This window comes from Gellertiella sp. DMC107 (genome assembly GCF_056313605.1).
On sequence record NZ_JBQUZZ010000004.1, the window covers coordinates 122,986 to 141,114 of the forward strand.

The following is an 18,129-nucleotide window of genomic DNA, read 5'->3' on the forward strand; positions in this document are numbered from 1 at the left end:
ATCCTGCCTCGCGATCCGCCCTTGACTTCTGCATCCGGGCAGACAACTTCAGTTTTCCAGAATTGAAGGAGATCTCCATGGCTGAAAACGCGCGAAGCACCATCGACCAGACCGAGGTGGACCGCTTTTCCGCCATGGCTGCGGAATGGTGGGATCCGACCGGCAAGTTCAAGCCGCTCCACAAGTTCAATCCCGTGCGTCTCGCCTACCTGCGCGACACGATTGCCCAGGAATTCGGTCGCGATCCCCGCTCGGCTCGTCCTCTTGCCGGTCTTCGCGTTCTCGATATCGGTTGCGGCGGCGGGCTTCTCTCCGAGCCCGTAGCCCGAATGGGAGCGGACGTTGTCGGCGCCGATCCATCGGAACGGAACATCGGAATTGCATCGACCCATGCTCGCGAAAGCGGGGTAGCGGTCGATTATCGCGCGGTGACTGCAGAGGCGCTGGCGGCGGCTGGCGAAACCTTTGACGTCGTCATGAACATGGAAGTGGTGGAGCATGTGGCCGATGTGGAGTTTTTTCTCTCCACCTGCGCGCAGATGGTACGCCCCGGCGGGCTGATGTTTGTCGCCACCATCAACCGCACCATGAAAGCCATGGCTCTTGCCATTGTCGGGGCGGAATATGTGCTTCGCTGGCTGCCGAAGGGCACCCATCAATATGATAAACTGGTCCGCCCGGAGGAAATCGAAGCACCCTTGTCATCGGCGGGCATGCAGGTTTTCGCGCGGACAGGTGTGTTCTTCAATCCGCTGGCAAACCAGTGGAACCTTTCCAGGGACATGGACGTCAATTACATGATGGTCGCACGTCGGCCGAAGGCGGATTGATCCTTCAGTTCACGTCATCAGGAAGCACGGGAAGGGGAGCGATTTCGATCCCTTCTTCCACCAGGGCATGGGCGTCTTCTGCCGAGGCCTGACCGATGATGCCACGGGCCTCTGCTTCTCCATAATGGATCCGGCGCGCCTCCTCGGCAAATCGCTCACCCACATCCTCCGCATTGGCCTTGATCTCCGCGACGACCTGCTTCAGGCGGGACAGGGCGTCTCTCTGGGCCGCTTCGAGCGCGAAGGCGCGTGTCTGCTCCTTCTTTCGCGAGGTCGCAACGGAGGGCGCCATCAGCATTTTTTCAACCGACGGGGAATGGCAGGCGGGGCAGGCCACGAGACCCATCTTCTGCTGTCGGTCGTAATCCTCGCTGGACGAAAACCAACCCTCGAAATCATGCCCCTGGTCGCAACACAGCGTATAGCGGATCAACCGGCGCCTCCTGCCTTCACACGAGGCGCGAGGCTGAAACTGCGGGCATTCCTCAAATTGGGTATACGCGCCCTTGCTGCCGCGACGGCCGATGGATCGATATCCGCAACGATTACCGCATCGCCATCCGGTCCGGCTTCCGCAAGCACCTTCCCCCAGGGATCGACAATCATCGAATGACCGTAGGTCTCGCGGCCATCTTCATGAAGGCCCCCTTGCGCGGCGGCGATGACGAAAAGGCCATTCTCGATCGCCCTTGCCCGCAGCAGCACGTGCCAATGAGCCTCCCCTGTCTGCCGGGTGAAGGCAGCAGGCAGCGACATGACCTCGATACCTTCGACAGCCTGTGCACGGAACAGTTCGGGAAAACGGACGTCGTAGCAGATGGCAAAGCCAAGCTCCGCCATGGGAAGAGAGACGGTCTTGACCTCGGATCCCGGCGAATAGACGGCGCTTTCCCGCCAGCTCTCGCCGTTGGGGAGATCCACGTCGAACATATGGATCTTGTCGTAGCTCAGCAATTTTTCCCCTGCAGGGGAAAACAGATAACCTCGATTGGACAACATGCCATCGCCCCGATCGATGGCCGTGGAACCCAGGTGGAGATAAATTTCAAGCTCGCGGGCCAGCGCAGCCGCTGCGCCCACAACCGGGTCCGCGTGTTCTTCCCGAAGGATCAGCCCCAGTTCCTTGCGATTGCGCTGGAGAGCGCCCGTCATTTCGGGGGTCTGCACGTAGACGGCGCCCCGGCTCGCGGCATCGCGCACCAGCCGTTCCATGGTTGCGATGTTCCGGAGCGGGTCGACGCCGGAACACATCTGAACCGCAGCAGCCCGGAACATGGCCATTGTCAGGCCCCCTTCGCCAGCAGCGGATCCAGTTTGCCCTGCGCATCGAGCGCATGGATGTCATCGCAGCCGCCCAGATGCTGACCATTGACGAAAACCTGCGGAAAGGTATTTCGGCCCGAGCGGGCGATCATCTCCTGGCGGATGTCGGGGTCCTTGCTGGCATTGAATTCCTGATATCCCGCGCCCTTGCGGTCCAGCAAAGACTTGGCACGAACGCAATAGGGGCACCCGTCCCGGGTATATATGATCACCTCTGCCATAATCGCTCCTGCAAACAGGTTTCGTGGTTCTTTTATATGACCGTCATATAGGCCTTGCGAAAGCCATTGCAAAGGTCAAAACAGTGACATCGGCTGCCCCCGCCCGTTTGAGAGCCCTCGCGGCCGCATTCGCCGTCGCCCCCGTCGTGTACACGTCGTCAACAAGCACGATGCGGCGACCGAGGATCGCGTGGCGGCAGGCCTCCGGCACCAGGAATGCCCCGTCCACATTGCGTTTGCGTGCCTTTCGGCTGAGGCCCACCTGGCGCCCCGTGGCGCGGCGGCGCACAAGACTGGCGGGGAGATGCTCGACACCCGCAAGCTTTGCAACAAGGCGCGATAACTCGGCGGACTGATTGTAGCGTCGCATGAAAAGACGGCGTTTGTGCAAGGGCACGGGCAGAACCGCATCGGCCGCAGCCAGTTCGTCACCGCCAACCCGCACCATCCATGACGCCATCATCGGGGCGACCTCGAGCCGGTCCCGATATTTCAGGGCATGCACGAGGGAGCGGATGATCCCCTCATGCGCCGCCACGACCCGCAATCGATCAAAATCCGGAGGCGTCGCCAGTGCCTGTGGCGACAGGCTTCCCTCCCCGAGATCGTAGGAGAAGGGAATGCCGAGCACGGCACAATAGGGTCTTTCCACAAACCGGATCGACGCCCAGCACCGACCGCATATCGCTCTATGCGATCCTGTTCTGCATTCGCATCCCGGGCATAGGGGTGGATAGAGGACGTCCAACAGCATGCTGCCTGCCCTCGCCATCCACCGAAGCCAGGACCTGTCTATAACAGGCTGTTGTTTTCCGCCGGCTGATCCCCACATAGGATTGACATTACGGCCTTTCCTCCGGCATGGCGAGGCCCAACTCAATCGGGAAATCACCACCGTGGACGCTCTCTTCGATACGGACCTGATCGTGCAGCGTCGAAAGCGCGCGCTCGACCGACCCCTGGCAGGCGCGGACTTCCTTCTTCATCTTGCGGCGGAAGAGATGGCCGAGCGCCTGTCCGTGGTCGAACGCCGTTTCGATGAAGCCGTGGAACTGCACGGAGCCACCGGACTGGTCGCGGAAGCCTGCCTTGCAACCGGCAAGGTCGGCCATCTCACACGGATCGAATTGCCCTCGGCCTATCAGCCCGGCTCCCAGACCGTGGAGGAGCGGCCGCTTGAATTTCTCGGGCTGGCGCCGGAATCGGTGAACCTCATCCTGTCGCCGATGTCTCTCCATTTGACCAATGACACGCCCGGCCTGTTCATACAGGCCCGGCGGGCGCTGAAGCCGGACGGACTTTTTCTGGCTCTGATGCCCGGCGCCGGAACGCTGGCGGAACTGAAGGATGTTCTCCTTGAGACCGAGGCCAGCCTCCTGGGCGGGGCGAGCCCCCGGGTCATCCCCTTCCCTGACGTGCGCGATGTGGGCGGGTTGATGCAGCGCGCGGGATTTGCCCTTCCCGTCGTCGATACGGACACTCGCACCGTACGCTATGATTCGATCTTTGAACTGATGCGGGATTTGCGCCATATGGGCATGACCAATCCCTTGCGGCTGCGCAGCAGAAAACCGCTGACGCGAGACTTCTTCCTCCGGGCCGCTGAGCTCTATGCCAAGCGTTATGCCGATCCGGATGGACGAATTCGGGCTACCTTTTCGTTCATCCACGCTTCGGGATGGGCACCGCACGAAAGCCAGCAGAAGCCCCTGAAGCCGGGCTCCGCCCAGGCGCGCCTTTCCGATGCGCTGAAGGCCCGATGATCAGGGCGTGCCGCCGAGAACGGTGGTCAGATAATCGTATGTGTCCTTGAACTTGTCTGTAAACAGCAGCAGAGCGGGAATGATTGCCACGGCAATCAACGCGGCAATCAGGCCATATTCGATGGCAGTCGCGCCCTGACGATCAGCGGCAAGGGCCTTGAACAGACGTTTCATGGTTCAGCTTTCATGCCAGGCTTCCGATGTGGGGATCATCGGAAACACTTGTGTTCAATCGATCATCCGCCCGCCGCGAGGCAGTCGCTCAGCAATCATCGCCGGATTTGTAGCCCTGCACGATGCAGACCGCGCCCGGGTCTGATTGCAGGATACTCCGCCGAATAACATATCGACGGCCGTTTTCGGTCTCGGGACGGGCATTCACATCGCCGATCGGCTTGATCGAACCCGTCTGAATATTATCGTAAGGATCGGCAATCGGGGCATCCGCCACATGCGCGACCGTCGACCTGTCGGCAAGCATGGGTGTGATGATGAGCGTGAGTGCGATCGCGGCCGTTCCGAAGAGCAGCGCTATATTCAAGGCCCCCGTTCGACGGGAATTGTTCGAGCTGCGTTCCTTCATGCGAACGGCCCTCCAAAAATCCTCGTTGATCATCATAACCTCGGCACCGATACATTCGCGCGTTGAAAATAATGATTGTCAGATGGACCTAAACACTCTCTTAACAGAGGTTTGCGCTCGCATGAATTCAGGCCCGAGAGAGCCGAATCCACAGGAAAAGACGCGCGTGATGACGCCTGATCAAAGCAAATCGAGCAATGCGGGGATCAGGGGCTCATCGGCAGGAGGCATGGGATATTCGCGCAAAGCTTGCGGACGAACCCATTTGAGCGCCTGTCCCTCGACGCCGCGGGGGGTACCCTCGTAGCGACGGCACACATAAAGAGGCATCAGGAGATGAAATGTCTCGTAGCTGTGGCTGGCAAATGTGAGAGGGGCGAGACAGGCCACCTTGGTGGTGATGCCGAGCTCCTCCTGCAACTCCCGAACGAGCGTCTCCTCCGGCGTTTCCCCATTTTCGACCTTGCCGCCCGGGAACTCCCAGAGGCCTTCCATGGATTTCCCCTTCGGACGCTGGGCAAGCAGAATGCGACCATCCGTATCGATCAGCGCACAGGCCGCGACAAGCACGATCTTGAGGGAGCCCTTTTCCATGAAAATCCCGATCCTATTTCCGCCAGTAATGGTACTCATAGGCGCGGGTAAAACCCAGTCGCTCATAAAGCCCGATGGCCGCCTGATTGGTGGAGGATACCTGAAGCCAGGCTGTGCGTGCCCCTCGAAGCTTCGCCCAGCGAAGGGCGGCACTCACCAGTTCCGTCGCCAGCCCTTCACGCCGACAGTCCGGCGCGACGGCCAGCGCCTGGATACCGGCCAGATCATTGTCCTGCACGCAAAGAACACAGGCCCGTGGACCGCGATTGACGTCATCGATGAGGAAATAGCCCGAAACCGGCCGAATTCGGGAGAGGATATCGAGGACGACGGACGCATCCGCGGAGCCGCTGGCATCCAGCGTCACGCAGGCATCGGCAAAACGCGCAGCATCCTGTAGCGGAACATGATCGATTGTGCCCGGGAGATCGGCATTTTCGATATCGAGGGTCATCACGGCAACGGTTTCGAAACGACGCCAGCCGCTATCCCGCAAGTGTTCGATCAGCAGCGGTGGCGCGAGAGGTGTCTGCCGCACAGTCAGGACCTGCCCGGATGCCTCGAAGCGCGCTGCAGCCCGCTCCAGCCGTTCCGCCATATCCTTGTGATCGGACGGATCGAGAGGAACGACACAATTCAGGCGCTTGGACGCGTGCCCGGTGGTCATGCGGATCTGCCAGCTGCCGTCATAATGAACGAAGGCAGAAGGCCACGCTCGAAAGCCGACGGCCTCAAGCCGCCGGACCGCCGGGAGGTTACTGCCTTGCGTGAGCATCGCCAGCATGCGGTTGATCAGCTCCTGTAATCGCCGTTGATGGCGACATATTCCTTTGTCAGGTCGCAGGTCCAGACGGTTGCCTGCCCCTGGCCAAGGCCCAGGTCGACACGGATGGCGATATCTTCCTGCTCCATAACAGCCGTGGTGGCTGCTTCCGAATAGTCGGGGTCACGCTCTCCGTTGACCGCCACCCGGACATCCCCGAACCAGATCGCCAGACGATCCCGGTCCGCCATTTCTCCGGCCTTTCCGACAGCCATGACCACACGGCCCCAATTGGCATCCTCGCCAGCCACGGCCGTCTTGACCAAAGGAGAATTGGCGATGGACAGGGCGATCCGCTTGGCAGCCTGATCGCTTTCGGCCCCGGTAACGGTCACTTCGACCATCTTGCGGGCGCCTTCTCCGTCGCGGACAACCTGGAGGGCGAGGTCCTTCAGGAGATCGTTGAGAGCGGCCCGGAATGCAGCGAGCCTCTCGTCGGATGGATCCGAGATCGGCGCCTGACCACGCGCCTGCGCGGCGCCCGTGGCAAACAGCATCAGCGTATCGGAGGTCGACGTATCGCTGTCGACGGTAACGGCGTTGAAGGTGGCCCCAACGCCACCCGACAGCAGCGACTGCAATACGGGGGACGGGATTGCAGCATCGGTAACGACGAAAGAAAGCATGGTTGCCATATCGGGTGCGATCATCCCCGCACCCTTGGCTATGCCGTTGATGGTGACGTTGACGCCGCCGATCTCAGCGGTCCGGGTCGCGACTTTGGGATAGGTATCCGTCGTCATGATCGCCTTGGCCGCTTCCAGCCAGAAATCGCCATGTCCCTGCTGCGCCATGGTTCCAAGCACGCCGGCAAATTTCGTTGCATCCAGCGGCTCGCCGATGACACCCGTCGATGCCAGATACACGTCACCAACCGTACAGCCGACGGCCTCGCTGGCCGATTTCGCCGTCAGTTCCGTGGCTGCGCGGCCCTTGAGGCCGGTAAAGGCATTGGCATTGCCGGAATTCACCACCACAGCCCGCGCCTGACCATGCGGCAAGTTCTGCCGGCAGAAGTCCACCGGAGCCGAAGGGCATTTGGACCGGGTGAAGACACCGGCGACGGCAGCGGGCTTGTCGAACACCATCATCAGAACATCGGTACGGTTCTGGTATTTGATGCCAGCCGCAGCGGTCGCCATTCGCACGCCCTCGATCACGGGCATGGTGGGGTAGGATTTCGGTGCAAGGGGAGACACGGATCCGGACATGGGCAATTCCTGCAAGTTTACGGGCGCGGGAGCCCCTGCGCCTCAGAGCTCGAAACAAAGGGTGATTCCATGCAAAAAGGGGAAAGGCCAACCGGGACGTCGGCCCCTCCCCCCATCGGGAATTACGGCTTCTTGTTGGCTTCCTCGTAACCCTTGCGAAGGGTTTCGTCGAGGATCTCGACGCCCTGTGCCTCGCGGGCCTTGGCCAGAAGTTCGAGATACTTGTCCCGCATCACGAGGTTGCGGATCTGAGGCTGGACCTGCTCGAAAGCCGGCGGCGGGGCCACACGCTTGTCTTCGATCTTGATGACATGCCACCCGAAATCGGTCTTTACCGGCGTCTTCGTATAGGCACCCTTTTCAAGCGCAAAGGCTGCCGCCTCGAATTCCTTGACCATCCGGCCCTTACCGAAATAGCCGAGATCGCCCCCGTCATCCTTGTTCGGATCGGTGGACTTTTCCTTGGCCAGCGCGGCAAAATCCTTGCCGGCATCCAGCTCGGCGATCACGGCCTTGGCTTCCTCTTCCGTCTTCACCAGAATATGGCGGGCACGGATTTCCTCTTCCTTGGGAAGAGCAGCGATTTCCTTCTCGTACCGAGCCTTGATGTCTTCCGGCTTCACGACGTCGATGACGTGCTTCTTGAAATAGGCGCCATGCAGCTCGCGCTCGGTAATGTACTTCATGCGCGCCTTGAAGTCCTCGGTCTGGTCGAGCTTCTCGGCGGCAGCATCCTTGGCGAAGAGCTTGACGTCGATCGCGCCGGACAGAGCCGCAACCTTCTTCTGCTCGTCCGGCAGCTGCGCAAGCTGCGGGTCGAGATTGGTGATGGCGACGTCCAGATCGGACTGGTGGATCTCGAGATCGCCGACCTTGGCGATGACGGCATCCGGCTTGTCCTCGGCGAAGGCCGGGAGTGCGACGCCGATGAGAGCGGCAAATGTGAGAGAGGCGAGTTTAGTATAACGCGGCATTGAGAAACCCTTTGGTGTACCGGCGCAACGATTCTTCCTGATTTCAGGCCGGAAAGCGTCCTCACCACCACAATGTGGCCATTCTGGTACGGCCTATCCGTTGACATCAATCGACCCCCCTCTTATCTGTCACGCAACCCCGCGTCCAGATACGTTTCCGGGCGTTTTGCAGCAGCCGGCGAGTTTTTGGCTGCCGGCCGCAAACGCTTCGGACAGAGTTCACAGAAAGGACCACTCGATGGTCAGCTTTGGCGGCCTTGCCCGCAAATTGTTCGGTTCGGCCAATGATCGCCGGGTCCGTTCCTATCAGCCCAAAGCTCAGGCGGTGGGTACGCTCGAAGCCGCGATGCAGAAACTGTCCGATCAGGAGCTGGCGGCGAAGACTGTCGAATTCCGCAAGATGATCGCCGACGGAAAATCGCTTGACGATCTGCTCATTCCTGCCTTTGCCGTTGTGCGCGAAGCTTCGCGGCGCGTGCTGAAGATGCGACCCTTCGATGTGCAGCTGATCGGCGGCATGATCCTGAACGACAACGCCATTGCCGAAATGAAGACCGGCGAAGGCAAGACCCTCGTCGCCACGCTTCCCGTCTATCTGAACGCCCTCTTGGGCAAGGGTGTTCACGTGGTCACCGTGAACGACTATCTTGCCAGCCGTGACGCGGCCACCATGGGTCGTCTTTACAGCTTCCTCGGACTGACGACCGGTGTGATCGTCCATGGCCTGTCTGACGAGGAACGTCGTGCGGCCTATGCCTGCGACATTACCTATGCGACCAACAACGAGCTGGGTTTCGATTACCTTCGTGACAACATGAAGTACGAGCGAAGCCAGATGGTCCAGCGCGGCCATAATTATGCTATCGTCGACGAAGTGGACTCGATCCTGGTCGACGAGGCACGGACGCCGCTGATCATCTCCGGCCCGCTCGACGATCGTTCCGATCTTTACACCACCATCGACGCATTCATTCCGCGGCTTTCGGCCGAAGATTACGAAATCGACGAGAAACAGCGTTCGGCAAATTTCTCGGAAGGCGGCACGGAAAAGCTCGAAGGCATGCTGCGCGAGGCGGGTCTGCTCAAGGGCAATGCGCTCTATGACGTGGAAAACGTCGCGATCGTTCATCACATCAACAATGCCTTGAAGGCTCACAAGCTTTTCCAGCGTGACAAGGATTACATCGTCCGTAACGACGAAGTGGTCATCATCGATGAGTTTACCGGCCGCATGATGCCGGGACGCCGCTACTCCGATGGCCAGCACCAGGCCCTCGAGGCAAAGGAACGGGTAACGATCCAGCCGGAAAACCAGACGCTGGCCTCGATCACCTTCCAGAATTACTTCCGCATGTATGAAAAGCTCGCCGGCATGACCGGGACCGCCTCGACAGAAGCGGAGGAGTTTTCCAACATTTACGGCCTCGATGTGGTCGAAGTGCCTACCAATCTGCCGATCAAGCGTATCGACGATCACGACGAGGTCTATCGCACGGCGGACGAGAAATACCGGGCGATCATCACCGAGATCCAGGCCGCCCATGAAAAGGGCCAGCCGGTGCTGGTCGGGACCACCTCGATCGAAAAATCGGAACTGCTGGCCACCCTGCTCAAGCAGGCCGGGTTCCAGAATTTCCAGGTCCTGAACGCCCGTTACCACGAACAGGAAGCCTATATCGTCAGCCAGGCGGGCGTACCCGGCGCCGTGACGATTGCGACCAACATGGCCGGCCGCGGGACCGATATTCAGTTGGGCGGCAATCTGGAAATGCGTCTGGAACGGGAGCTGGAAGGCATGGAACCCGGCCCGGAGCGCGATGCCCGGGAAGCGGCCGTGACGGCCGAGGTCAAGGCCCTGAAGGAAAAGGCGCTGGCAGCCGGCGGTCTTTACGTTATCGCATCCGAACGCCATGAAAGCCGGCGCATCGACAACCAGCTGCGCGGCCGTTCGGGTCGTCAGGGCGATCCCGGCCGGTCGAAATTCTACTTGTCGCTTCAGGATGACCTGATGCGCATCTTCGGTTCCGACCGCATGGATGGCATGCTGCAGAAGCTCGGCCTCCAGGAAGGGGAAGCCATCGTGCATCCCTGGATCAACAAGGCGCTGGAACGGGCGCAGAAAAAGGTCGAAGCCCGCAACTTCGACATCCGAAAGAACCTTCTGAAGTATGACGACGTCCTGAACGATCAGCGCAAGGTCATCTTCGAGCAGCGCATCGAACTGATGGATGCGCCGAGTATCTCCGAATATGTCGGCGACATGCGCCACGATGTGGTCAACGAGCTGGTCATTCAGCACATTCCCGAGCGCGCCTATGCGGAACAGTGGGATGCGAAGGGTTTGCACGCCGCTGTCATGCAGACCCTCAATCTCGAGCTTCCGATCGAAGACTGGGTGAAGGAAGAGGGCATTGCCGAGGACGACATCCGCGCCCGCATCACCGAAGCCGCCGAAAAAGCGGCTGCGGACAAGGCAGAGCGGTTTGGCCCTGAAATCATGACCTATGTGGAGCGTCAGGTCGTTCTTCAGACCCTTGACCACCTGTGGCGTGAACACATCGTCAATCTGGATCATCTCAGATCGGTGATCGGCTTCCGCGGTTACGCCCAGCGCGATCCGCTGCAGGAATACAAGGCGGAAGCTTTCGAGCTGTTCCAGGCGCTGCTCAACAATCTGCGCAGTGCGGTGGTCAGCCAGTTGATGCGGGTCGAGATCATGCGACAGCCGACGGAGCCGTCGCTGCCGGACATGGAAGCGCATCATATCGACGCCTCGACAGGCGAGGATGAATTCACCGCCGGCCGTCAGTCGGCCTTTATGGCCGAAGAAGCGGGCGTGAATGCGGAGAATAGAGACCCCAACGATCCCTCAACCTGGGGCCGTGTGAGCCGCAACGAGCCATGCCCATGCGGCTCCGGACAGAAATACAAGCATTGCCACGGAACCTACGCCTAAGCCCGCGGCCTGCCTCTACTCCACACACAAAACCCTCCCTGCCGGGAGGGTTTTGTCATTTTGGCACGATTCTTCGGCTCCATCTGCCCGCAACCTGTCATAGTGAACCGATTCTTAACCCGTGAAGGTGCAGGATCGGCGAAAGTCCCAGGGCCCGGGTATTGCGTTTTGATCACTCATATTCTCAGCACCGCTGAACGCTGTCTTCCCACTCCTCTTCGTCCGAGAGGAAAGGAAGTCATTCTGCGTCTGCGCAAGCTGGCAACGGATAGCGGGGAACATGCAGCCGCGCAGCGCATGGCGCTGATTGCCTTCGTCATCCGTGTTCTGAGTGCGGCCATTGCCTTCTTTTCCCAGATTATCCAGGCGCGGATCATGGGAGAATTCCAGTATGGCATCTTCGTCTTTGTCTGGGTTCTGACGATCCTGATCGGCAATCTGTCATGCCTCGGCTTCCACTCCGTGGTGGTGCGCTTCGTACCCCAGTATCGCACGGAAGGTGCCCATGGATCGCTGTTCGGGATTGCAGTGACGGCCAGGATCTTCTCGATGTTGCTGGCCACGGCGGTAGCCGGAACCGGCTTCGTCATTCTCTATTTTTTCGGCCAGATCGTTGAAGATTATTACGTCGTTCCGATATTTCTTGCGCTTGTCATCCTCCCCATGATCGCCCTGGGTGATGTGCTGGATGGCACAGCGCGAGCGAACGGTTGGTCCTTCACGGCCCTGACGCCCACCTTCATCATCCGTCCAATCCTCATCCTCGTCTTCATGTTCGCGCTCGTTCAGGCGGGCTATGCGCCGTCCGCAGTCACCGCCATGATTGCGACCTTGGGTGCCACCTATGTCACCAGCATCGGGCAACTCATCGCCGTGTCGACCGGCATGGAAAAACGGTATCCGCGCACGGAAAGGGCCTATAGTCTCGGCGCATGGCTGCGGGTCGCCCTGCCGATCTTCTTCGTGGAAGGCTTTGGTTACCTGCTCACCAATTCGGACGTGGTGGTTGTGGGCCTTTATCTGGAACCGGATGAAGTCGGTGTCTATTTTGCCGCGGCCAAAACCATGGCGCTGATGCAGTTCGTCTTCTTTTCCGTGAAGGCCGCCGCAGCGCCCCGATTTGCCTCGCTCGTGGCAGAAGGCGACAAGACCGCCCTTGCCCGTTTTGCCGGCGAAATGGCGCGGTGGGGGTTCTGGCCTTCCCTGGCCGTGGGCATCATGATGCTGGTGGCCGGCAAACTGCTCCTGTCGCTTTTCGGACCGGGTTTCACCGCCGGATATCCACTGATGGCCATTCTTTTTCTGGGCTACCTCTCCAAGGCATCGGTCGGCCCCGGTGAGGTCCTCTTGACGATGGCCGGCAAGCAACAGCTCTGTGCCTGGCTCTACGCCGTCGTTCTCATCTCCAATCTCGGGTTGAACATGCTCCTGATTCCCCTCTACGGCCTGAGTGGCGCCGCGATGGCTGCGGCAGGTGCCATGATGATCGAAGCGCTTCTCCTGCATCTAACCGTCAGGAAAGCGCTGGGGATCGTCCTGTTCGTGTTGGCAGATCCGCTGGGCCAGGCGCGCCCGCAGAAAGTGTCCTGATCATGCCGTCCTACCCACCTTCATCGTTGAACAGTCCGGATAGCTCGGCAAACCGTCTCGTTGGCGGCCTGGCCGGCGTGGAAAGCCCATTGCCCACCCCCGACCTGCAGATGCCGACGGATGTCCCGGGACTGGAGCTTTGTCTCTATCCCGCACGCGCCGGCTATCATCTTCAGGATGAAATGGACCGGCTGAGCAATCGCGCCATGGAGCCGAACGTCTTTTTCACCGGACGCTTTCTGGCGCCAGCCATGCCGCGTCTGGAAGAGAAACAGGTCCGGCTGGCTATCCTGCGTGACAATAGCCGGGGCCGACATCGGGCCCGCCTTCTCCTTCCCTATTCGGTGGAACGGCCCGGTTTCTCGATCGGCGCGCCGATCATGCGCATCTGGGCCAATCACTACGGGCCTCTCGGAACACCGCTCGTCGACGCAGAAAATGCCGCGCAGTCGATCGATGCCCTCTTTGATGTCATCGCGCGCCCGGACTGCGGCCTACCGTCGGTCATGGTGTTTCCCGACGTGCGGCTCAACGGAAATTTCGTGCAGCTCGCCAAGGCAGTCGCCATCAGCCGCAACCTCCCCATTACCGTGACGAGCCCCTATCTCCGGCCTATGCTGGAGAGCTATGAGGATGGCGCAACCTATCTGCGCGAGAGCATTTCCCGGCACCATATTCACGAAATGCGGCGTCAGCGCACCAATCTCGGCGCGCTTGGCCGGCTGCATTATGACGTCGCCCGCCAACCGGGCGATATCCGGGTGCGCATGGAAGAGTTTCTGGCTCTCGAGGCAAAAGGCTGGAAGGGCGCAAAGCGGACAGCCATGGTGCTGGATCGTTACCGTGCCGCCTTTGCCCGTGAAGCCATCACCAATCTTGCCGAAGGCGACTGCGTCCGCGTCCATACGCTCAATCTCAACGGCAAAGCCATTGCCAGCATGATCGTCTTCATCGTTTCAGGGGAAGCCTATACCTGGAAGACGGCCTATGATGAGGATTATGCCAAATACTCTCCCGGCAAATTGCTCATGGAAGACCTGACCGACTGGCATCTCGATGACGCGAATATCGTGAGAAGCGATAGTTGCGCGGTGCCGGATCATCCCATCATGTCGCGTTTCTGGCGGGAACGCGAGGACATGGGGACGTTGGTGGTGGGTCTGAAACAGAACAGCGACCGCGACGTGCGCCAGGTATCTGCCCAGCTCCACCTCTACCGAAACACCCGGAATATGGCGCGGATCATTCGCCAGAAAATCCTGTCGCTCGCGGGACGCTGAGCCCCGCGCGCGACCGGCATTCCAGGTCGTCCCTTCAGGCGAGTCGGGTCGCCTTCAGCCGCTCCTCATCCAGTACCACGCCCAGCCCCGGCGCTTCGCCGAGCTCAAGCCAGCCGTCCCGATGTCGCAGCGGTGCGGCCATCGGGTAATCGCGTCGATCCTCCGACCATTCCGGATTATCGTAAGGATATTCGAGGAAAGGCGCATCGCCAGCCCCGGCGGTCAAATGCGCGTTCGCAAGGACACCGATGCCGTTCGTCCAGCTATGCGGGGTAAAGAGAATACCTGCCTCGCGTGCCTGATAGGCAAGCCGGCGGCATCCGGTAATCCCGCCAACCAGCGCCACATCCGGCTGGATCACATCGAACGCACGCTCCTCGATGATGTCCCGGAACTCGTAGAGTTCGCGGGTCATTTCGCCGCCCGCAATACGGATATCGGTTGTTTCGCGCAGAGCTTTCATGCCCTTGCGATCCGAGCGATGCAGCGGTTCTTCCATCCAATAGACCCCAAGCCGTTCCAGCTCCCGGGCCACGGTGAGGGCGTCCTTGTAGGTCCAGGAGAGATTGGTATCCCACGGCATTCGCCAACCCTGGTTGCAATCGACCATCAGTTCCAGCCGGTCGCCGACCCGGGCACGAACCGCTTCAAGCGCCTTCACATCGTCCCGCCAGCCATTTCGTCCGCCAGACGAAGAGGTGAAGCGAACTTTCATCGCCGGGAAGCCCTCGGCTATATAGCGCTCTGCCTGATCGGCCATGGCGGAGGGCTCGCGCAGGACGCCCGAAGAGGCATAGAGCCGCACCCGATCGGCTCGCCCGCCCAGCATGCGCCAGACGGGTTCACCCGTCACCTTGCCGGCAAGGTCCCACAGCGCCAGATCCATCGGCCAGCAGCGGCCATAATGGAAATTGATATGGGAGAGAACCTCGTAGTGACGCTCCAGATGGCGAGGATCGTGGCCGATGAACAGTTCTTCATGGCCTTCGAAGCCCTTCATCAGGTCGCCGGACCCTATGCCCTCACGGCCCTCGTCATCCCGAACACGCACGATCGTGGCGTCGAAATGCCGACGAGGCCGCCCGTCCCAGCTCGCCTTGAACGGCGGATCGAGCGGCAGGCGGTGATGGGTAATCTCGATTGCAGTAATCTTGCTCATGTCGCGCCGCCTCAGTTGAACTGCTGCCAGATGGTCTTGTAATCGCAATACTTGTCCACCGCATGGACAGAGCGGTCACGGCCAAATCCGGATTGCTTGAACCCGCCGAAGGGCGTGGCAAAGTTCGACATGTCATAGGTATTGATCCAGACCGTCCCGGCATGAATGCCTTCCGAAACGCGATGTGCCCGATCCATATTGGTGGTGAAGACTGCGCCCGCGAGGCCGTAGATCGTGTCATTGGCGATCTTCAGGGCTTCCTCCTCCGTATCGAAGGGTATGGACACCAGGACGGGACCGAAGATTTCCTGCCGGGCAATTTTCATGTCGTTATGGGCGTCAACGAATACGCCGGGGGAAACGTAAAAGCCGCCCGTTTCCGACAGGGCGCGCTCGGCGCCGAAAGCCCGCTTGGCGCCTTCCCTCTCGCCATCCGCGATCATGCCGAGAACCTTCTTCATATGCTCTTCCTCGATCAGCGCGCCGATGGCGGCATCCGGCTCGAAGGGATGGTTGAGCGTAATGCCGGCGGCGACCTCGCGGATCTTCTCCACCAGTTTTTCCTGAATCGAGCGGTGCACGATCAGCCGGGTGGAGGCATGGCAGGTTTCGCCGGAATTGTAGAAACAGCCCCAGGCTGCAGCGGAGGCAGCCGCATCCAGATCCGCGTCGTCGAAGACGATGATCGGCGACTTGCCGCCGAGCTCCAGAGCCACCCGCTTCAGATTGGACTGCGCAGCATAGCCCATGATCAGCTTGCCCACCTCGGTCGAACCCGTAAAGGCGATCATGTCGACATCCATGTGAAGCGCGAGCGGCTTGCCCGTTTCTTCGCCATAGCCGACGACGACGTTGAGGACACCGTCCGGCAGACCCGCTTCCTTGGCGAGCGCGGCGAGCCTGAGCGCCGAAAGCGAGGATTGTTCCGCTGGCTTCAGAACCACGGAATTGCCCGCGGCCAGGGCCGGGCCCAGCTTCCAGCCGTCGATGATCATCGGATAGTTCCAGGGCGTGATCGCGCCGATGACACCGAGGGGCACCTTGCGCACCAGTGCACGCGCCTTCGGACCTGTCGGCGCGATCTCGTCATACATCTTGTCGATCATTTCCGCATAATACTGGATGCCGTCGGCGCAGAGACGAACATCCACCGTCAGCGAGGCCATGACCGGCTTGCCCACGTCGAGCGTTTCCAGCATGGCGAGTTCCTCGCCATGGCTGCGGATCAGATCCGCCCATTTCAGCATGATCTTCTTGCGTTCGAGCGGTTCCTTGTGGCGCCAGACACCGCTTTCGAAGCTCGCGCGCGCCGCCTTGACGGCGATATCGATATCCGCGGCATTCCCGCGTGCCAAGGGCGTGCCCGGTTTGCCATCCATCGGCCGGGGGCGCGTGAAAGTCTCGCCGGACTGGGACGCCACAAAAGCGCCCTGAATGAAATGACGCCCCTCGATCTTGAGATCGGCGCCCAGCTTTTCCCAATAGGCGCGGTTATATTCCTTGCTCATGCAAACCTCTTTTTTGCTGTGGGGCTGCAGCACTTCCGGGCAGCCGCCTTGATTGTCAGAATGGGATGCGGATTACCGTCACGCCTTCGGCAGGCCCATCATCGCTGCGGCCATTCGGTCGAGATCCTCGTCCTGCACCGCGCGGATAGTCGAGCGGCGCATCGGCTGGTTCTCGGGAGCTTTCATCTCGCGGGCAAGATCGGACGGCGAGAATGCGCTGAAAGCCGCAGGCAGCTGACGCATAAAGCCACAGCGGTCCATCCAGGCGCTGATCCGTGCAGGCAAGGCCGCCGCATCCACCGCGCCGCAGGAACGGGCGGCTGCGTGGAGTTCCGGCGTGTCGGCTTCGACAAGCCAGGACAGCGTCTGCTCGAAGCCCAGCGCCGTTGCAAGACCATGATGAACGGGCGCGAGACCCGCCAGCGCATGGCTGATATTATGCGCGATGGCCGTCCCGCAATTGTCGATGGCAATACCGGCGTAACACGAACCGAGCAGCACGGCGCCGCGGGCTTCGAGATTGTCCGGTTCCCGGATCGCCGTTTCCAGGTGGTCCACAAGGAGGGACATCGCCTTGTGTCCATAGAACTGGCCACCCGCATGGGTATTGCGGTTGGTGGACGCCTCGAAGGCGTGAACGAAGGCATCGAGCCCGCACCAGGCCGTCAGGTTTGCCGGCAAGGAAGCGGTGAGTGCCGGATCAAGGATGACGAGATCTGCTTTGGTCTCAGCCCCCCAGACCCAGAGCTTCTTGCCATCCGGACCGGCGAAGATGCAGGTCGCCGAGGTCTCGGAACCGGTTCCCGCTGTCGTGGGCACGAGAATTTTCTTCAAGGGGTTCTTGGGAAGCGGATTGGCTGCCAGGGCATAATGCATCGGATTTTCGCCCGAAGCCGCACAGCAGGCGGCGACCTTCGCAATGTCGAGCGCCGAACCGCCTCCGATGCCGATCATCACATCGGCGCCCCGGGCCAGCTCGCTTGCCGCTTCCACATGCGCGAGCTTCGGTTCTCCGGAGAAGCTGGAATAGACAACCGCATCGGCGCCGCCTTCCTTCAGGGAGGCAATCAACAGGTCTCCGAGGCCCGACGCGGCCAGAAACCCATCCATGACGATGGCGATGCGATGGCACTCCGTGAGGGCGAGAGCGGCGGAGGCCAACTGATCGGCAGCGCCTGCGGCAAAACGGATTTCCGGGATGAATGATGTTGAAAACTGCATGGTCTATCTCTTGTGCGTTTGGTTGCCGCAAGAGTGCATGACAATTTCAGTTATTCAAATAGGTTCATTTCTCGGCTATTTTGATAACTTCAA

18 protein-coding genes are annotated in these 18,129 nt (G+C 60.4%); 5 read left to right on the top strand and 13 right to left on the bottom strand.

The window, feature by feature from the left end; genetic code table 11:
- Window positions 1-77 precede the first annotated feature (77 nt).
- A complete protein-coding gene (ubiG, locus tag ACT54B_RS14405) occupies window positions 78-830 on the top strand; it encodes a bifunctional 2-polyprenyl-6-hydroxyphenol methylase/3-demethylubiquinol 3-O-methyltransferase UbiG (RefSeq protein ID WP_476045777.1) in 753 nt (250 codons plus the stop codon).
- A gap of 4 nt (window positions 831-834) precedes the next feature.
- Here ubiG and ACT54B_RS14410 read toward each other — a convergent pair whose 3' ends face one another.
- Genes ACT54B_RS14410 through ACT54B_RS14425 form a run of 4 tightly spaced genes read right to left on the bottom strand, consistent with a single transcriptional unit; the run spans window position 835 to window position 3,146 of the window.
- Window positions 835-1,263 (bottom strand): DUF1178 family protein, encoded by a 429-nt coding sequence (locus ACT54B_RS14410; protein WP_476045778.1) that lies wholly within the window; start codon window positions 1,261-1,263, stop codon window positions 835-837.
- Complete coding sequence (locus ACT54B_RS14415; protein WP_476046219.1) at window positions 1,260-2,105, bottom strand: carbon-nitrogen hydrolase family protein; 846 nt, start codon at window positions 2,103-2,105, stop codon at window positions 1,260-1,262. The genes ACT54B_RS14410 and ACT54B_RS14415 overlap by 4 nt, the downstream gene beginning before the upstream one ends.
- An 8-nt stretch (window positions 2,106-2,113) precedes the next feature.
- Window positions 2,114-2,374, bottom strand: coding sequence for a glutaredoxin 3 (grxC, locus tag ACT54B_RS14420; protein WP_476045779.1), 261 nt, complete (start codon window positions 2,372-2,374; stop codon window positions 2,114-2,116).
- A 43-nt stretch (window positions 2,375-2,417) separates the two neighbouring features.
- Window positions 2,418-3,146: a ComF family protein gene (locus ACT54B_RS14425; protein WP_476045780.1), complete on the bottom strand. Its 729-nt coding sequence runs from the start codon at window positions 3,144-3,146 to the stop codon at window positions 2,418-2,420.
- A 124-nt stretch (window positions 3,147-3,270) separates the two neighbouring features.
- Between ACT54B_RS14425 and ACT54B_RS14430 the strand changes: the two genes are divergently transcribed.
- The gene (locus tag ACT54B_RS14430; RefSeq protein ID WP_476045781.1) at window positions 3,271-4,137 is read left to right on the top strand and encodes an SAM-dependent methyltransferase; all 867 of its coding nucleotides are present in this window, start codon (window positions 3,271-3,273) and stop codon (window positions 4,135-4,137) included.
- Here ACT54B_RS14430 and ACT54B_RS14435 read toward each other — a convergent pair whose 3' ends face one another.
- The 6 genes from ACT54B_RS14435 to ACT54B_RS14460 all read right to left on the bottom strand — a co-directional run bounded on the left by ACT54B_RS14435 (window position 4,138) and on the right by ACT54B_RS14460 (window position 8,322).
- Window positions 4,138-4,311: a Flp family type IVb pilin gene (locus tag ACT54B_RS14435; RefSeq protein WP_476045782.1), complete on the bottom strand. Its 174-nt coding sequence runs from the start codon at window positions 4,309-4,311 to the stop codon at window positions 4,138-4,140.
- 88 nt (window positions 4,312-4,399) lie between these two features.
- The gene (locus ACT54B_RS14440) at window positions 4,400-4,750 is read right to left on the bottom strand and encodes a hypothetical protein (protein ID WP_476046221.1); all 351 of its coding nucleotides are present in this window, start codon (window positions 4,748-4,750) and stop codon (window positions 4,400-4,402) included.
- A 150-nt stretch (window positions 4,751-4,900) separates the two neighbouring features.
- Entirely contained in the window at window positions 4,901-5,314 is a 414-nt protein-coding gene (mutT, locus tag ACT54B_RS14445) for an 8-oxo-dGTP diphosphatase MutT (RefSeq protein WP_476045783.1), read from the bottom strand.
- Window positions 5,315-5,327: 13 nt separating this feature from the next.
- Entirely contained in the window at window positions 5,328-6,098 is a 771-nt protein-coding gene (locus ACT54B_RS14450) for a GNAT family N-acetyltransferase (RefSeq protein ID WP_476045784.1), read from the bottom strand.
- Window positions 6,099-6,106: 8 nt separating this feature from the next.
- Window positions 6,107-7,348, bottom strand: a complete 1,242-nt coding sequence (gene argJ / locus ACT54B_RS14455) for a bifunctional glutamate N-acetyltransferase/amino-acid acetyltransferase ArgJ (RefSeq protein ID WP_476045785.1) — start codon at window positions 7,346-7,348, stop codon at window positions 6,107-6,109.
- A 122-nt stretch (window positions 7,349-7,470) separates the two neighbouring features.
- Complete coding sequence (locus ACT54B_RS14460) at window positions 7,471-8,322, bottom strand: peptidylprolyl isomerase (protein ID WP_476045786.1); 852 nt, start codon at window positions 8,320-8,322, stop codon at window positions 7,471-7,473.
- Between the two features lie 238 nt (window positions 8,323-8,560).
- Between ACT54B_RS14460 and secA the strand changes: the two genes are divergently transcribed.
- The 3 genes from secA to ACT54B_RS14475 all read left to right on the top strand — a co-directional run bounded on the left by secA (window position 8,561) and on the right by ACT54B_RS14475 (window position 14,148).
- Complete coding sequence (secA, locus tag ACT54B_RS14465; RefSeq protein ID WP_476045787.1) at window positions 8,561-11,278, top strand: preprotein translocase subunit SecA; 2,718 nt, start codon at window positions 8,561-8,563, stop codon at window positions 11,276-11,278.
- Between the two features lie 168 nt (window positions 11,279-11,446).
- Window positions 11,447-12,868: a lipopolysaccharide biosynthesis protein gene (locus ACT54B_RS14470; protein ID WP_476045788.1), complete on the top strand. Its 1,422-nt coding sequence runs from the start codon at window positions 11,447-11,449 to the stop codon at window positions 12,866-12,868.
- Between the two features lie 2 nt (window positions 12,869-12,870).
- Entirely contained in the window at window positions 12,871-14,148 is a 1,278-nt protein-coding gene (locus ACT54B_RS14475) for a GNAT family N-acetyltransferase (protein ID WP_476045789.1), read from the top strand.
- Between the two features lie 34 nt (window positions 14,149-14,182).
- Here the strand turns inward: ACT54B_RS14475 and ACT54B_RS14480 are convergent, their stop codons facing one another.
- From ACT54B_RS14480 to ACT54B_RS14490, 3 genes are all read right to left on the bottom strand, one after another.
- Complete coding sequence (locus tag ACT54B_RS14480; protein ID WP_476045790.1) at window positions 14,183-15,307, bottom strand: mandelate racemase/muconate lactonizing enzyme family protein; 1,125 nt, start codon at window positions 15,305-15,307, stop codon at window positions 14,183-14,185.
- Window positions 15,308-15,318: 11 nt separating this feature from the next.
- Window positions 15,319-16,815: an aldehyde dehydrogenase family protein gene (locus ACT54B_RS14485; protein WP_476045791.1), complete on the bottom strand. Its 1,497-nt coding sequence runs from the start codon at window positions 16,813-16,815 to the stop codon at window positions 15,319-15,321.
- A gap of 78 nt (window positions 16,816-16,893) precedes the next feature.
- The gene (locus tag ACT54B_RS14490; protein ID WP_476045792.1) at window positions 16,894-18,036 is read right to left on the bottom strand and encodes an iron-containing alcohol dehydrogenase; all 1,143 of its coding nucleotides are present in this window, start codon (window positions 18,034-18,036) and stop codon (window positions 16,894-16,896) included.
- Between the last annotated feature and the right edge of the window lie 93 nt (window positions 18,037-18,129).